General features: G+C 49.8%; 13 protein-coding genes. All 13 read left to right on the top strand.

Annotation, left to right across the window (positions count from 1 at the left end; translation table 11 throughout):
- Positions 1–162: 162 nt before the first annotated feature.
- The 13 genes from EDM55_RS26510 (at position 163) to EDM55_RS26450 (ending at position 17,125) form a co-directional block, all read left to right on the top strand.
- On the top strand, positions 163–1,950 hold the full coding sequence (locus EDM55_RS26510) for a S9 family peptidase (protein ID WP_122961766.1): 1,788 nt from the start codon (positions 163–165) through the stop codon (positions 1,948–1,950).
- 6 nt (positions 1,951–1,956) lie between these two features.
- Positions 1,957–3,978, top strand: a complete 2,022-nt coding sequence (locus EDM55_RS26505) for a S9 family peptidase (protein ID WP_092270095.1) — start codon at positions 1,957–1,959, stop codon at positions 3,976–3,978.
- A 236-nt stretch (positions 3,979–4,214) separates the two neighbouring features.
- Entirely contained in the window at positions 4,215–5,423 is a 1,209-nt protein-coding gene (locus EDM55_RS26500; RefSeq protein WP_122961765.1) for a M20 family metallopeptidase, read from the top strand.
- A 38-nt stretch (positions 5,424–5,461) separates the two neighbouring features.
- Complete coding sequence (locus tag EDM55_RS26495; RefSeq protein WP_092270088.1) at positions 5,462–6,484, top strand: ABC transporter ATP-binding protein; 1,023 nt, start codon at positions 5,462–5,464, stop codon at positions 6,482–6,484.
- A complete protein-coding gene (locus EDM55_RS26490; protein WP_092270085.1) occupies positions 6,481–7,470 on the top strand; it encodes an ABC transporter ATP-binding protein in 990 nt (329 codons plus the stop codon). Before EDM55_RS26495 ends, EDM55_RS26490 begins: the two co-directional genes overlap by 4 nt.
- Positions 7,471–7,490: 20 nt before the next feature.
- Entirely contained in the window at positions 7,491–8,441 is a 951-nt protein-coding gene (locus EDM55_RS26485) for an ABC transporter permease (protein WP_092270081.1), read from the top strand.
- A 28-nt stretch (positions 8,442–8,469) separates the two neighbouring features.
- Positions 8,470–9,384 (top strand): oligopeptide ABC transporter permease, encoded by a 915-nt coding sequence (opp4C, locus tag EDM55_RS26480; RefSeq protein WP_092270078.1) that lies wholly within the window; start codon positions 8,470–8,472, stop codon positions 9,382–9,384.
- 39 nt (positions 9,385–9,423) lie between these two features.
- Positions 9,424–11,082, top strand: a complete 1,659-nt coding sequence (locus tag EDM55_RS26475) for an ABC transporter substrate-binding protein (protein WP_092270075.1) — start codon at positions 9,424–9,426, stop codon at positions 11,080–11,082.
- Entirely contained in the window at positions 11,082–12,482 is a 1,401-nt protein-coding gene (locus EDM55_RS26470) for a M20/M25/M40 family metallo-hydrolase (RefSeq protein WP_092270072.1), read from the top strand. The genes EDM55_RS26475 and EDM55_RS26470 overlap by 1 nt, the downstream gene beginning before the upstream one ends.
- A 25-nt stretch (positions 12,483–12,507) precedes the next feature.
- The gene (locus EDM55_RS26465; protein ID WP_092270069.1) at positions 12,508–13,722 is read left to right on the top strand and encodes a M20 metallopeptidase family protein; all 1,215 of its coding nucleotides are present in this window, start codon (positions 12,508–12,510) and stop codon (positions 13,720–13,722) included.
- A gap of 173 nt (positions 13,723–13,895) precedes the next feature.
- On the top strand, positions 13,896–14,864 hold the full coding sequence (gene msrA, locus EDM55_RS26460; protein WP_092270066.1) for a peptide-methionine (S)-S-oxide reductase MsrA: 969 nt from the start codon (positions 13,896–13,898) through the stop codon (positions 14,862–14,864).
- Positions 14,865–15,054: 190 nt separating this feature from the next.
- Positions 15,055–15,984: a bile acid:sodium symporter family protein gene (locus EDM55_RS26455; protein ID WP_092270063.1), complete on the top strand. Its 930-nt coding sequence runs from the start codon at positions 15,055–15,057 to the stop codon at positions 15,982–15,984.
- Positions 15,985–16,186: 202 nt separating this feature from the next.
- Positions 16,187–17,125 (top strand): M15 family metallopeptidase, encoded by a 939-nt coding sequence (locus tag EDM55_RS26450; RefSeq protein WP_092270060.1) that lies wholly within the window; start codon positions 16,187–16,189, stop codon positions 17,123–17,125.
- Positions 17,126–17,178: the final 53 nt, after the last annotated feature.

Below are 17,178 nucleotides of genomic sequence, written 5' to 3'. Positions count from 1 at the left end.
CGCAGGAAGTTTTCTTCCTGTACGGGTTTGCGCTTTCTTGATGGAAGCACATTGGGGGAATTTGCAAAAAATACAGACAATTGAAAAGAAGTTGAAGGATAAATTCGATTTTCGTGGAACTGGTTGATTTGGAGGGAAACTACGAGAGGGGGATGACAGTGTATGATCTTGGATTATTTGCAAGTGCAGTCCGCTTATCAGATGAAAGTAGTGCCTGGACAGAAGAAATGGACGTTCCTCAGCAAAATTTCGGGCTCTGCACAGCTGTGGAGCTGGGAAGAGTCAGGTCCGGTGCAAATCACCTCTCTGCCTGATCGAGTCGTTGAGTATGACCATTCTCCTTGCGGTACAAAAACGATTGTAGGAATGGACTGCAAAGGGGATGAACGCCAGCAGCTTTACCTGCTGAACGGCAGGGGAGAAGTGGTCGCATCACTCACGAGCTCTCCTGATCATTTTCATTATTTCGGTGGCTGGTCTCCAAATGGGGAAAAGATAGTTTGGTCCAGTAACCGGCGTCATCCACGCTGCTTTGATTTGTTTGTGCAGGATGTGGCAAGCGGCGTGATCGAGGAAGTCTTTGCCTATGACGGCCGATGCGTCCCGATTGGCTGGCTGCCAGACGGCAAGCAGATCGTCTTTAGCGTGCAGGAAACGAATATCGACAACGCACTGTACCTCTTGGACGTGCAAACGAAAAAAGCATCGAGATTGCCGATTTGCAGTGTCCCTGCGCGATTCCAGTCTTTGAAAATGACTGCGGACGGAAACGGGGGGTATCTTGTCACAGATCGCGCCGAAGATACGATGGGCTTGTATCGATTTACCTTTGATAGCCCTGAGTTAGAGCGCATTGTCCACATTCCCGGCTGGGACATAGAAGAAATCGTCCTGTCAAAGGATGAGCAGCAGATTGCATTCACGACAAACGAAGGCGGCATCTCATCCTTATCGTTATATTCCGTACCAGAACGTACATACGAGAAGGTCGAAGGGACTCCCTTTGGCGTGATCCAGTCACTTGCCTGGCTGTCGGATGAGCAACTGACATTTACGTTGAAAAGCCCTACGATGCCAGGAGACATCTGGACCTATACGCTTGCAGCAAAAGCATACGAGCAGATTACAACGATTGGCAGGTCCGAGGTGATTGAGCAGACGCTCGTGACACCGGAACTGAAAACCTTTCGCTCCTTTGACGGCTTGGAAGTACCTTACTTCTTCTATTCCAAAGGACAGGCACGGAATAAACCGGTTGTCATTCACGTGCACGGTGGGCCGGAGAGTCAGATACGCGCCGAATACCATCCCGTTTTTCAATATCTGGCGAATCAAGGCTTCATCGTCGTGGCACCAAACGTGCGTGGCAGCATGGGGTATGGCCGTACCTATGTGCAGCTGGATGACAAGCGGAAGCGGATGGACTCTGTAGCGGATCTTGCCTGGCTGGCAAAGGACCTGTCCAACCAAGAAGAAGTGAATGGGCATGCAATCGGTATCATGGGACGCAGCTATGGCGGCTTCATGGTACTGGCGGCATTAACCCATTATCCGGATCTATGGGCAGCTGGCGTCGATATTGTAGGGATCTCGCACTTCCGGACCTTCCTCGAAAACACGGGGGAGTGGAGACGCAAATTACGGGAAGCAGAGTACGGTTCGCTCGCAGAAGACAGCGAGTTTTTTGAAGAAATCGCTCCGCTCAATCATTCCGCACGTATAAACGTCCCCTTGCTCGTATTTCATGGCCGCAACGATACGCGCGTCCCTGTCAGTGAAGCAGAACAGCTGGTAGCGGACATGAAAGAGAGGGGACAGCTGGTCGATCTTCACATTTTTGAAGATGAAGGCCACATGACTGAGAAACTGGAAAATCATATCACCATGAATCACAAAATATCCGAGTTTTTTCTGCATCACCTGGCGAATTCCCATTCAGAAGAGGAGTGAAGGACGATGGTACAGGACAAACGAGGCATTACGGCGGAAGATTTTTATCGAATTCGGTATGCGAGTGATCCGCAGCTTTCTCCCGATGGAAGGAAAGTCGTGTACGTGCAGTCGATGGTGGATGAAAATCGCGCTTACCAAACGCATCTGTTTCTTCAATCTTTACAAGACCAAACGGTTACAGCGCTCACAACGGGTGAGGTACGTGACTCCTATCCTCGCTGGTCGCCCGATGGATCCACGATCTGCTTTGTTTCCAAACGTTCGGGAAAATCGCAAATCTGGCTGATCGATGTGAACGGGGGAGAGCCAAGGCAGCTGACGAGATGCAGAACAGGAGCGGGTAATCCGGTGTGGTCCCCCGATGGGAAGCGAATCGCTTTTTCATCGACACTTGCGCCGGATGATTCGTTTGCTGACCTGGAAACCGACGAGAAGAAGGAATTGCCGAGAAAAGCGATCGTGGTTAACCGGATGATGTACAAGTCGGATGACGCTGGCTTTGTGTATGATACCAACAAACAGATTGCTGTGGTAGAAGTGGAAACCGGAGAAATCACACCACTGACAGAAGGGAAGTATCAGCACACCGTAGGGACATGGTCCCCAGACGGCGAGTGGCTGGCGATAACGGCGAACCGTGTGGATAATACGGATCTGCATCTTGCTCTGGACGTTTATCTTGTACCCGTAGCAGGTGGAGAATGGAAAAAGCTGACCAATAGTGCAGGAACCTTTTCAAACCCTACCTGGTCAGTTGATGGCAAGAAGCTGGCGTATATCGGTAACGAATCTCCCACACGGATGATCGCCACACAAAAGAGCCTTTGGGTGACGGATCTGGAAAAGGGAACACAGACTTGCATCACGGCGAACTGGGATGTTCATGTAGGCGATTGCACGATTGGAGACGTGCGCTCTCCTGGCCATCCAAATCCAGGCGGAGTTTGGACGGAAGACGGTCAAGGCCTGTATTTCATCGCGAGTGAGCGAGGCAATTCGGGTCTATATCATACGACATTGGACGGTAAGATTACCCAAGTCGTAGGCGGCGCTCGAAACATTTACGGATTTAGTCTAAATGAACAGAGCCATACCGTCGTACTGGCTGTCAGCGATACGCGTACGGCCGGAGATTTGTATGCTTCGAATCTATCAACAGGTGAGGAAGTTCGTCTGACGGACGTCAATCATGATCTGATGGAAGAGCTGGCGTTGCCTGAGCCGATCGAGCTGGAGTATCAGGGGGAAGATGGCTGGAAGCTTCACGGCTGGCTGTTGAAGCCAGTGTGCTTTCAGCCTGGTGAAAAATACCCGATGGTCCTGCAAATCCACGGGGGCCCACACTCCATGTACGGGAATACGTTCTTCCACGAGTTCCAGCTGCTCGCGGCAAAAGGCTATGCAGTCTTGTATACCAATCCACGGGGGAGCTTGGGCTACGGTGACCAATTTGTCCAAGCGTGCTGCGGAGATTACGGTGGAAACGACTACCTCGATTTGATGAGTGCAGTCAAATTCGCATGCCAGACGTTTGATTTTATCGATACAGAGCGACTAGGTGTTGCAGGCGGCAGCTACGGGGGATTCATGACCAACTGGATCATCGGCCAAACGAATCTGTTCAAAGCGGCGGTTACAGATCGCAGCATTTGCAACTGGCTCAGCTTTTACGGGGTGAGCGATATCGGCTACTATTTCACGGAGGAAGAGATTCAAGGCAATCCTTTTACCAATCCAGAGAAGCTTTGGCAGCACTCCCCGATTCGTCATGTCGCCAAGATGGAAACGCCTCTCCTGATCATGCATGGTGAACAGGACCATCGCTGCCCGATCGAACAGGCAGAGCAGCTGTATATCGCCTTGCAGCATCAGGGAAAGGCACCAGTCAGCTTCATTCGTTTCCCAGGGGCGAGCCACGAGCTATCCCGCAGCGGAGATCCGGAACAGCGGGTTTTGCGCTTGCAATACACAGGAGAATGGTTCGATACGTACCTGCACCAGACGGAAAAAGTAGTGATGGAGTAGAGGCTTTGTTTGCTCTAATCAAAAAAGGAACGTGTATTGCGTTCCTTTTTTAATCATTTAATACCAAGTGTTCCGATGTGTTAACAGAGATTACAAACTTGCAAGATCATAGATGAAAACGTTTTCATAATAAAATTTTTATTCTGAATAAACTGAAAAATATAATTGAATCTATATCTGAATATTCGTATACTCAAAATATGGATTTTTACCAACATATTGAGAGGGGAATCCGAATGCTGAATCATTGGTTTACTCAGATAGAATCGATGTATGAGCAAATGGTCGAATGGAGAAGACATCTGCATCAATACCCTGAACTATCTTTTCAGGAAGTAGAGACACCTAAAATGATTGCAGGCATTCTGGAGAGCTATGGGATTGAGGTGAAGACGCAGGTCGGTGGTAGAGGCGTTGTCGGAACCATTCGTGGAGCGAAGCCTGGAAAGACAATTGCCTTGCGCGCAGACTTTGATGCCCTCCCGATCCCAGATGAAAAAGAAGTTCCGTATAAATCAAAAGTACCTGGTGTGATGCACGCATGCGGACATGATGGACATACGGCAACTTTGCTCGCTGTAGCAAAAGTGTTGAGTGAGAACCGTGACAAGCTGGCAGGTAATGTGGTCCTTTTGCATCAGCACGCGGAAGAACTGAATCCCGGCGGTGCGATCGGAATGATAGAAGACGGTTGCTTAGATGGAGTAGATGTCGTGTTCGGCACCCATCTCACTTCCCAAGCACCCACCGGCACCTATTTGTACGCAAAAGGCTACGCGATGGCTGCAGCAGATGCGTTTGAGATCGTGGTGCAGGGCAAAGGCGGACATGGTGCTTCGCCTCACGAGACAGTCGATGCCGTCGCGATTGGGGCACAGCTTGTGGGTCAGCTGCAATATATCGTGAGCAGGCAAATTAACCCACAAAAGGCCGCTGTTTTGTCGGTAGGCTCCTTCCATGCAGGAAACGCGGGCAACGTCATCGCAGATTCAGCTGTACTCAAAGGAACTGTTCGCTCGTTCGACGAGAATGTCAGAGAGCATATGCAGCGGGAAGTGACCAATATCGTGAATGGAATCAGCCAGGGGCTGCATGCCGATTGCCAATTGAAATACGAATCAGGCTATCCTGCTGTTTTCAATCACGCAGAGGAGACCGACGCGTTCCTCGAAGCGGTCAAAACATTCAGCGATGAGAATCAGCTCATAGAAATGACGCCCATCATGGGTAGTGAAGATTTCTCCTACTATTTGCGAGAAAGACCGGGCATGTTCTTTTTTACAGGTGCACGAAATGAAGACACAGGCGCTCATTACCCGCATCATCATCCAAGATTTGATTTTGATGAGCAAGCGATGGTACACGCAGCGAAAGCACTGACCGCACTGGTCTATCATTACGCCGTAGAAAAGGAAACAAAGCCTGTTCCCGAACCGGCAGTCTAATACCGAATAACGATCACTAAGACGGGGGTGTGTGAGGCTTGGAAAAAAACTTTCTCGAAGTAGATAAGCTCCAGACTGCGTTTCAAACCGATAAAGGCGAGGTCATCTCCGTAGAGGAAGTGAGCTTTCAGCTTCGGCCAGGAGAAACGATCGGAATCGTAGGTGAATCTGGCTGCGGGAAGAGCGTGACCTCCCTATCTCTCATGAGACTCTTGGGCCATTCCGGCGTGATTAAAAAGGGGTCTATCACTTTTAACGGGAGAGACCTGACAAAAGCCACAGAAGCGGAAATGCGCAGCATTCGAGGGAACGAGATTTCGATGATTTTCCAGGAGCCTATGACTTCTCTGAATCCTGTCTTTACAGTAGGCAACCAGATGCTAGAGTTGATCAATCTTCACATGAAGCTGCCAGCAAAAGAGGCGAGAGCCTACGCGGTCGAGATGCTGACCAAAGTCGGGATCCCACGTGCATCGGAGATCATAGACGAGTATCCGCACAAGCTATCTGGCGGGATGAGGCAGAGGGTCATGATCGCGATGGCGCTTTCCTGTAAGCCAAAGCTGTTGATTGCAGATGAGCCGACGACGGCCTTGGACGTGACGATTCAGGCACAAATCCTGGAGCTGATGAAAAAGCTCCGAGACGAATCGAATACGGCGATCATGATCATTTCCCATGACTTGGGAGTGATCGCGGAAATGGCGGACAAAGTCATTGTCATGTACGCCGGACAAGTAGTAGAAGAAGCAGACGTGTTTACTTTGTTTGATGACCCCAAGCACCCCTACACAAAAGGTTTGATGGATTCCATTCCCCACTTAGAGCACGACAGCGATCAGAGACTTTTCTCGATTCCAGGTACAGTACCGACGATCCACAACATGCCTAAAGGCTGCCGCTTCCACACAAGATGTCAGTACGCGACCGAAAAATGCGCTCACGAAAAGCCGCCTTTACTTCCGATTCAGCCTGAGAGCGACCACCGGGTTCGCTGCTGGTTACAACAAGATGATCCGCACAGAGCCCCGATCCAACCGAGGACAGAGGTGATCGCATGAGTCTGATAAAATCCGACGAACGAACCCCTTTACTGGAAGTGCAAAACCTGAAAAAGTATTTTCCTATCAAAAAGGGGATTATTTCTCGCACAGTCGGTCAGGTAAAAGCCGTAGACGGTCTGAACCTGACGATTTATGAGGGAGAAACGATCTCTCTTGTGGGCGAATCCGGGTGCGGAAAATCGACCACAGGACGAGCAATCGTTCAGCTGGATCCCCAAACGGAGGGGAAAGTCATTTTCAAAGGCAAGGAGCTTAGTACCTTGTCGTCCATGGAACTGCGAAAAATTCGCACAGACCTCCAAATCATTTTCCAGGACCCTTACTCTTCCTTGAATCCGAGAAAACGAATTGGCGATTTGTTAGCGGAACCGCTGCTCGCCCACAAGCTGACCGATAAAAGCGAGGTTTCGAGAAAGGTCGATGACATTCTGGAAATTGTTGGCCTCTCGAAATTTCACAAAAGCCGCTATCCTCACGAGTTTTCCGGTGGCCAAAGACAGCGGATCGGGATTGCGAGAGCACTGATTTTGCAGCCGAAGCTGATCGTTTGCGATGAACCGGTATCTGCCCTGGACGTTTCCATTCAGGCGCAAGTGCTCAACCTGCTGAAAGATTTGCAGAAGGAATTTCAGCTGACGTACTTGTTCATCGCACACGGTCTTGGTGTCGTCAAGTACATAAGTGACCGCATCGCCGTCATGTACCTTGGCAAAATTGTAGAACTGGCAAAGACGGAGGATATCTTTAAAAATCCGCGGCACCCCTACACGCAGGCACTGCTCCATGCGTACCCCATTCCGAATCCGCATCTGCGAAGCAGGGAGCGGATCGTCATGGAGGGGGACGTGCCAAGTCCGGCAAATCCACCAAAAGGCTGCAGCTTTCATGCACGCTGCCCGTTGGCACAAGACATTTGCCGTTCACAGGCTCCAGCACTGCAGGGTGACGAGCATACCGTAGCCTGCCATTTTCCACTAGGCTGACAGAAAGGAGAGGGGATACCTTGTTTCAATACATCGTACGAAGACTTTTAATCGCGATACCTGTTCTCTTTGGTGTTACCGTCTTTAGCTTTTTCATCGTAAACCTGGCGCCTGGAAACCCGGTTGAAATGTTTGTAAACCCGGATACGACACAAGCTGATATTGAACTGAAAAAAGAAGCGTTGGGACTGAATGATCCGATCTATGTTCAATACGTCCGCTGGCTCGGCAATTTGGTTCAAGGAGATTTCGGTTATTCCTTTTCGACGTACGAGCCGGTACTCAACATGGTGTCTTCCCGGATTGGTCCGACGCTGCTCCTGATGGGAACCGCTTTGTTCGTCGCCTATCTCATTGCCATTCCGATTGGTGTGTTGAGCGCGACGAAGCAGTATTCCTGGTTGGATTATCTATCGACATCGGTCTCTTTTCTAGGCATCTCCATTCCTCACTTCTTTCTTGGGCTCGGTTTTATTTACATCTTCGCCGTCCAGATGCATTCGCTGCCAACAGGAGGTATGAATACGCTCGGCAGCGAAGGCGGATTCAGCGATACCTTCAAGCATCTGATCATGCCGGCGATGGTGCTCGCTGCAGGGATTGCGGGAAGGATGGTACGATACGTTCGCTCGAGTATGCTGGACATCCTCGGTCAGGATTATTTGCGTACAGCTCGATCCAAGGGGCTGCGGGAATTCTTTGTTATTAACAAGCACGGATTCCGTAACGCCCTGATTCCGATCATTACGGTAATCGGTATAGACGTGTCTGTCCTGATTGGTGGTGCGGTTGTTACCGAACAGATCTTCCAATGGCCTGGACTCGGACAGCTGACGATTCAATCAATTGGCTCTCGCGACTATCCGACGCTTATGGCGATCAACTTCCTGGCAGCAATTGCCGTACTTTCTTCCAACTTGTTGGCGGATATCTTCTACTCAGTAGCAGATCCACGAATTAAGTACGATTGATGACGAATGTTGGAGGGGAGGGACAGCTATGTCGATGGCAAATGTAAACACGGAAAAGGATATTCCGTTGTCAAATGTTCAAGCCCAACTTGGGGCAGAGGAAAGCTACATGCGTATGATCACCAAGCGCTTCCTCAAGCATAAGCTCGCTGTGCTTGGTTTGATTGTTTTTTGTTTGATTATTCTGTCAGCCGTTTTCGCCCCGTTGATCTCCCCGAGTGATCCATATGAGATTTCTGGGGAATTTGCGGCAGCGCCATCAGGCGAACATATGCTGGGAACCGATCAGGTGGGACGTGATCTTTTGAGTCGTCTGATCTATGCGTCTCGAGTTTCACTCTCTGTAGGGGTTGGCGCCGTTGCGATTTACGTCGTGATCGGAACCGTCTTGGGAGCGATAGCCGGTTACTTTGGGAAATGGGTAGACATGGTGATCATGCGCCTTACAGACGTTTTCATGTCATTCCCTTATCTGATGGTTATTTTGGTTCTCGTCAGTATCATGGGTCCAGACCTTTATAACATCATTATCGTGTTAGGTTTACTCGGATGGCCAGCAATTTGTCGGATTGTCCGAGGGAGTGTCCTTTCTATTAAAGAAATGGACTACGTCAAGGCGGGTGTTGCACTTGGCTACTCCACACCGAAAATTGTCTTTCAGCACATTTTGCCGAACTGCTTGGCTCCCATTCTGGTCAATGCGACCTTTGGGATTGCGCAGGCCATTATCATGGAGGCTTCCCTCAGCTTTTTGGGGATGGGCGTACAGCCGCCGACAGCGAGCTGGGGCAATATGCTGACAGAAGCGCAATCGTTAACGGTGTTGTCATCTCAACCTTGGCTGTGGGTTCCACCGGGTATGATGATCTTGCTCGCTGTTCTCTCTATCAACTTCATGGGAGACGGCTTGCGGGATGCGATGGATCCGAAAAGCTTGAAGTAACAAGGGTTGGGTGAAATAAAAAAATAGGGGGGTCTATGAATGAAACGAATCAATCGAAGCATCAGTATTGCAGCAGTTGCCTCACTCTTGCTGCTCGCAGGCTGCGGAGGCGGCAATACAGCGACGAGTGGTACCGGTAGCACTGCCGCACCATCAAACAGTGGTGGCTCAACCACCAGCGCGGCTGGGAAAACGATGTTCCTCGGCTTGGTCAATCCGCCCATTCTCTTCAACCCGATCAACAGCGCGGACGTAGCCTCTCAGTTTGTAGAAAAATTCATGTTCGACTCCTTCCTCGAGATGGAAGCGCCGCTGAAGTTTGTTCCGAAGCTGGCTGATTCTTTTGAAACAACCGACAACCAAACCTTTACCATCAAAATTAACAAGGATGCCAAATGGTCGGATGGCAAACCGGTAACCGCAGAGGATGTAGCCTTCACGTTCAATTTGATTGCGAATCCAAAGGTAGAGATTTCTGTAGGCAGCTACCTGTCGATGTTTGAAGGCACGAAAGATACAGGGAAGCTAGAGGATGGGAAAACCGAACTGCCTGGTGTCAAAGTCATTGATGAGAAAACGATTGAGTTCAAGACCAAAGCTCCTGTCGATCCGAATATGATCAAAGAACAGTTGGGCACAAAGCTGATGATCTTGCCGAAGCACGCGCTTGAGAAGATTGATCCAGCTGCCTTGTCGCAAGATCCATTCATGCAAAAGCCAACGGTAACAAACGGCCCGTTCAAGTTTGTCCAATACAAAAAGGACCAGTACGTCGAGTTTGAAAAGAACCCAGACTACTATCTGGGAGCCCCACAGCTTGATAAAATGTTCATCAAAATTATGCCTGCGCCAAACCTCGTAGCACAGCTGCAAACAGGCGAGCTGCAAATGAACATTGGTAACGGAATTGGGAAAATTCCACCGCAAGATTACGAGACAGTGAAGAAGTTTGAGAACGTGACGACGAAGAGCGAAGCGCAATACGGCTTCCAAACCATGATGTTCAACACTGAAAAGATTTCCGATCCTCGTGTACGCCAAGCGATCACGTATGCGCTTGACCGTCAGCAAATTGTAGACAAGCTACTGCGAGGATACGGTGAAATCGTGGATGGACCGTATACTTCTGTTAGCCCATACCTTGACAAAAACCTGGAGAAATACAGCTATAACGTAGAAAAAGCGAAGCAGCTGCTGCAAGAAGCTGGTTGGGACTTCAACCATGAGCTCAACTTTGTCGTTCCGCTTGGCAACAAAGTTCGCGAGCAATCCGCAGACATTTTGACGCAAAACCTGAAAGCAATCGGATTGAAAGTCAAAGTATCTACGTTTGACTTCCCGACCATCATGCAAAAAGCAAAGGCTGGGGACTACGAACTTCTGTTAATGGGTCTTACCTTTACGCTCGATCCGGAAGTATCTTCCCTGTACAGCTCGATTGGATCCTTTAACTTCATGAAGTACAAAAATCCAAAAGTCGATGAGCTTCTCCTGAAAGGGAAAGCAGAAGCGAATCCAGACAAACGCAAAGAGATCTACAACGAGCTGCAAGCGATTTGGAATCAAGATGTACCTTTGATTTCCTTGTACTCGGATAGTGATTTCTTCGCTTATTCCAAACAGGTTGCCACTGGGGAACCGAAAATTTTCGGATTCCACAATCACCTTGAAAAATGGTCCATGGGAGGCGCTCAATAATGGAAAAAGAACAGCTGGTCAGCATCGTTCAGGAAAGCGTGCCAGGTGCTATCGAAACACTTAAGGAGTACTTGCGATTTCCTACCATATCGGCGCAGCACAAAGCGATTCCAGAAACGGTTGCCTTCGTTGCCAAAATGATCACGTCTGCTGGCGGCGAAGTGCAGATCCTCGATGAGTTAGGTGGAAACCCCGTCATCTACGCGTTTTTTGCGGCGGGAAGCGAAGGCGATGCTTCGAAGACCTTGCTGTTCTACAACCACTACGATGTTCAACCTCCCGAGCCATTTGCAGAATGGAACTCAGAGCCATTTGATCCGGTCATTGAAGACGGGAAATTGTTTGCACGGGGGGTCGCCGATAATAAAGGCGACCTGGTTGCCCGGTTGACTGCCATTCAGATTTTAAATCGTGAGCTTGGCGGATTGCCTTGCAATATCAAGTTCATGATTGAGGGCGAAGAGGAGATCGGGAGTCCGAATCTGGAGCCGTATTTAAAAGAGTATCAAGAGCTGTTTGCCGCTGACGCGTGCATCTGGGAGTTCGGCTCCAAGGACGAGGAAGACCGCATCAGTATGGTAGCAGGGATCAAAGGCATGGCATACATGGAGTTGACTTGCGTCGGTGCCGATATTGACATGCATTCCTCCGTAGGAGCCTATGTGGACAATGCGGCATGGCGCTTGGTGCAGGCTCTGGCTTCCATGAAAAACAAGCAGAACGAGATTTTGGTCGAAGGTTTCTTTGATGGAATCGAAGAGCCTACGGATGGAGAGAAGCAGGTCGTAGCGGAGCTTCCTTTTGACGAAGAGGCGGTGAGCAAGCTGTATGGTCTCAAACGACCTCTTATCACGGCTGAGAAGGGAACCGATCCACGGGAAGCGATGGTCTTCCACCCTACGATGACGATTTGCGGATTGGAAAGCGGTTATACAGGCGAAGGGGCCAAAACGGTTCTGCCAAAGAGTGCAAAGGCAAAAGTGGATTGCCGTCTGGTACCAGGGCAGGATCCTCAGCATATTCTCGCTTGCATTCAAAAGCACTTGCTGGCAAATGGCTTTGACGATGTGAAAGCGACGATGATTAATGGTCAGAAGGCGTATCGTTCCGACTTCCATCATCCGTTTGTCGCTCATGTGCTCGACACTGCCAAAGTCATCTACGAAAAGGGCCCGGTTCTCGCTCCGAATTCAGCGGGTACAGGACCGATGTTCGCCTTTGGAGAAACGTTGAAGCTGCCAGTCGTGAGTACCGGAGTGGGCTGGGTAGGATCGAAAGCGCATGCTCCAAACGAATCCATTCGACTGCAGGATTTTGAGCAAGGGATTGCCCATATGGTCCTGCTGCTCTCGGGATTTGCGGCAGCGCTGACTGGAGAAGAAAGAAGCGTAGAAGCGTAAGAGGAAAAGAAGGGGGAGTAGGCGGATGTTGTCTGATTTGTTCACGAGATTGGAACAGCTTTACCCCGAATTGGTGAATATTCGACGCGACCTCCACATGCATCCGGAGCTTTCCTATCAGGAAGTGAATACCCCGAAAAAAGTAGCCGATTATTTACGAGCACTTGGGCTGGAGGTCAGGACAGAAGTTGGTGGCCGAGGAGTCGTTGGACTTTTACGTGGCGGCAAGCCAGGAAAGACGATCGCTCTGCGTGCAGACTTTGACGCACTGCCCATTCAGGACGAGAAACAGGTCGAGTACAAATCTCGTGTTCCAGGAGTCATGCACGCTTGCGGACATGACATACACACATCGGCCTTGCTTGGTGTCGCACACGTACTGAGCGAGGTGCGAGAGCAGGTGCCCGGAAACGTCGTATTTCTCCATCAATTTGCAGAGGAGATGCCTCCCGGTGGCGCAAAAGCCATGATTGAGGATGGCTGCCTCGACGGGGTAGATGAAGTTTACGGTGCACATGTGTGGTCTACAGAGCCGTATGGAACGATTGGTGTGACAGACGGCTATACGATGGCTGCTGGCGATGGCTTTGAGATTGACATCTCAGGAAAAGGCGGTCATGGAGGTCAGCCGCATTTGACGATCGATCCCCTCGTGGTAGGGTGTCAGCTGGTGGTGAATTTGCAGCAGATCGTGAGCAGGCGTGTAGATCCGATTGAACCAGTCGTTCTGTCAGTCGGATCAATCCACAGCGGGCTTGCAGCGAATGTCATTCCCGACACCTGCCACATCAACGGGAATGTCCGTACCTTCAATCAAGAGGTCAGAGGCTTCGTGGAGCAGCAGATTCGCCAGATCACGGAAGCTACCTGCGAGGCGGCGGGTGCTGTCGGGACGGTTCGCTATCGTTCTGGCTATGACGCTGTTTGGAATCATCCCGAGCAGACACAAGTCGTTCGCAGGCTATTTCAACATCTGATAGGCGAGGAAAACGTAAAAAACCTGGATCCAAGCATGGCGAGTGAGGATTTTACCTGTTACCTGCAGAAAGTCCCGGGTACCTTCTTCTTTGTAGGTGGACGTAATCCGGAGATCGGGGCAACGTATCCACATCACCATCCCATGTTTGATGCAGATGAGCGAGCCATACTGTTGACCGGCAAAGCGTTTCTTTCCATCGTTTTTGGGGGCGACGCATCGTCCTTTCCAAGTCCTATCGAGTCTGCAACAGCGCAAGGATAAACGGAAATATGGGGCTAGACAATTGAAAACAGAGACCTCGCTAGCTGGCGGGGTCTTTGCCTTTCACAGGATGCATGTAAGTATAACAGTTGCAAGGTGGACTTTCTTTTTCAAAAACAGGTACAATCGAAGGGATGAAAGCATGTAAGGGAAAACGATAGGAGGCGAAGGGCATGAGTAGCGACACAAATGCTTACAAGCTGGCTACCTTTGCGGGTGGATGCTTTTGGTGCATGGTCAGCCCGTTTGATAAAATGCCAGGCATTCAGAAAGTGATCTCTGGCTATACAGGCGGGACAGTGGAGAATCCGACGTACGAGCAGGTTTGTTCCGGTACGACGGGTCACTATGAAGCGGTCCAGATTACATATGATCCGGCAAAATTTTCTTATGAAGATTTGCTGCAGCTATTTTGGCGGCAAATCGACCCGACTGATGCAGGCGGACAGTTCGGGGATCGAGGACAGTCGTATGCGCCAGCCATTTTTTATCACGATGAAGAACAGAGGCGTCTAGCTGAGGAATCGAAGAAGGAGCTGGACGAGAGCGGACGTTTCCAAAAGCCGATCGCCGTATTGATCCTGCCAGCCATGACGTTCTATCCTGCTGAAGAGTACCATCAGGATTACTATCAAAAAAATCCGGTACGCTACCAGTACTATCGGGAAGGTTCCGGACGTGCGAAATTTACGAAGGAAGCTTGGCGTGATCGCGAAAAGCTAGCAGAGCTTAAGCAACGACTGACACCCTTGCAGTATGAAGTGACACAGAATAGTGGAACGGAACGCCCCTTTACCAACGAATTTTGGAATCACAAAGAAGAGGGGATTTACGTGGATATCGTTTCGAACGTGCCACTATTTAGCTCGCTGGACAAGTTTGATTCCAATTGCGGTTGGCCATCCTTTACACAGCCGATCGATCAAGAAGTAGTCACCGAGCATATGGACCTGACGCATAACATGATTCGTACAGAGGTACGGAGTAAAGATGCGGATTCCCATTTGGGGCACGTATTTGAGGATGGTCCAGGTGAGAATGGACTTCGGTATTGCATCAACTCGGCTGCGCTTCGATTTATTCCAAAAGATCGTTTGGAAGAGGAAGGCTTTGGCGAGTACAAGCGTTTGTTTGAAAAATGATCGAAAGACCGTCAGCTTCCCAAAGTGGGAGGATGGCGGTCTTTTTCCGAACGCACGCTCTGATATGAAAACTATAGTTATATAGGTAATAAGTATAGATTGAATTGTGAGAGTGTATAGAATAATGAAAAGTCGTAAAGTATAATGAAAAAAATACAATAGAGATAAAAAAAGAGTGGAGAGAGATGCAGTGAATACCGTTGAAAAAATCAGTAAATTTGTAGGAGGCACTTTTTCGATCTGGGTAATCTTGTTTGCGATCTTCGGATTTTTTGCCCCAGAAGCATTTGTGGGAGGAAAAGGGTACATCTCCTTCCTGCTCGGTGTCATTATGTTCGGGATGGGACTGACCTTGTCCTCGGAAGACTTCCGGGAAGTGTTTCGTCGCCCGGTGGATGTGTTGATTGGTGTGATTGGCCACTATTTGATCATGCCGTCGCTCGCTTTCATCCTAGCCATTGTTCTGCAGCTTCCGCCTGACATTGCCGTTGGCGTTATCCTGGTTGGCTGCTGTCCAAGTGGTACTGCCTCAAACGTCATGACGTATTTGTCCAAAGGAGATGTGGCTTTGGGTGTATCCATCGCTGCTGTATCGACCCTGATCGCACCGCTGGCAACGCCCGCTCTCATTTCCTTGCTTGCAGGTCAATGGATGAATATTAACACCCAGTCCCTGTTTATGGACATCGTGACAGTCGTGATCGTGCCGATTGTTCTGGGTGTAATCGTCAAAGCGCTGTTTCAAAAGCAAGCTGCTGCGAGTGCAAAAGCGCTGCCTTTGATATCGACGATCGCCATCGTCCTGATCGTAGCGATCGTGGTAGCTATTAATAAAGGAAAAATCGTGGAAACGGGACTTATCATTTTTGCAGTCGTCATTTTGCACAATGTTCTTGGGTACCTGCTGGGATATGGCTTTGCCAAATTGTTTGGATTAAACCTCGCTAAAAGAAAAGCCATTACTTTGGAAACCGGAATGCAAAACTCTGGTTTGGGAGCAGCTTTGGCAGCAGCCCACTTCAATCCGCTTGCTGCAGTGCCAAGTGCCATCTTTAGCGTGTGGCATAATATTTCCGGTTCTGTCCTCGCTACTTGGTTCGCCAAAAAGGAAGAGAAATAGCGGGAAACATGTCAACAAAACAGCCTTCGCTTCGCCAGTAATCCCTGGATGGAGCGAAGGTTTTTTGTGACCATAAATCTACGGAAACCTGTAACGAAAACGGGTGGATGTATGTCATAATGATTACGTACGATAAAGGTAACAGGTACGAACACCCAGACCGGACTTGCGTGAAATCGCCGGGATTGAAAGGAACGACAAGATGAAAAAAGTAAGGAATCCTGTGAAAAGTCACTTTCTCCTGATTTCAACCGCGCTCCTACTCGTGACAGGCTGCAGTAGTGCTGCTGCTCCTCCACAATCGGAGGCACCTACTCAATCCGATGCCCCTGCTTCGACTGAAAAAAACGAACCGGGACAAAAGTCACAGCCGAGCAATTCCACTGAAACGGCACCGAAGCCTACAGAAGGTCAAGCGCCGGTGAAGACACCACCGAAATCATCTGCGGAACCGCAAAAGCCAGCTGCTTCCACTATACCGGAAGAGCAGAAGCCATCCGGCAAGCCTTCTGATTCGGTGCAGATTCCAGACCTCGATCTCGAGGTAGTAGCGGAGCCGCAGAGTGTAACCGTTCTCGTCAACAAACAGCGGCAGCTGCCGGATAATTATCAGCCGACGGATCTCGTTTTCCCGAATGTGCCATATCTGCTCCCCGCCAAGAGTGAAAAGCGCCAAATGCGCAAGGAAGCGGCAGAAGCGCTGGAAAAGCTGTTTGCGGCTGCGAAAGCGGATGGAGTAGCCCTCGCCGGTGTATCTGCCTACCGTCCACATGCCTATCAGAAGGCATTGTTTAATCGCTACGTGCAGCAGGATGGACTGGAGAAGGCGCGTACATACAGCGCAGTCCCTGGAACGAGTGAACATGAGACCGGACTTGCGATCGACGTGTCAGGCGCGGACGGAAAATGCGCAGCGACCAGTTGCTTTGCTGGAACCAAAGAAGCGAAATGGCTTGCAGATCATGCGCATGAATACGGCTTTATTATCCGTTACCCAGAGGGCAAGGACGCCATCACGGGGTATATTTACGAGCCTTGGCATTTGCGTTATGTTGGAAATGAAGTTGCCCAAGCAATCGAAGAGAAACAAACGACCATGGAAGAGTACTTTGGGATCGCACCGGTTTCGTCAGAACAGTAGTGGATTACATGAACAAAGAACGCCCGTTCCTTTTGATATGCTCCCCTTTAAGT

It is taken from the genome of Brevibacillus centrosporus (assembly GCF_003710815.1).
In the GTDB taxonomy this organism is placed as follows: domain Bacteria; phylum Bacillota; class Bacilli; order Brevibacillales; family Brevibacillaceae; genus Brevibacillus; species Brevibacillus centrosporus.
This window is presented reverse-complemented; position numbering and strand designations above follow the sequence as displayed.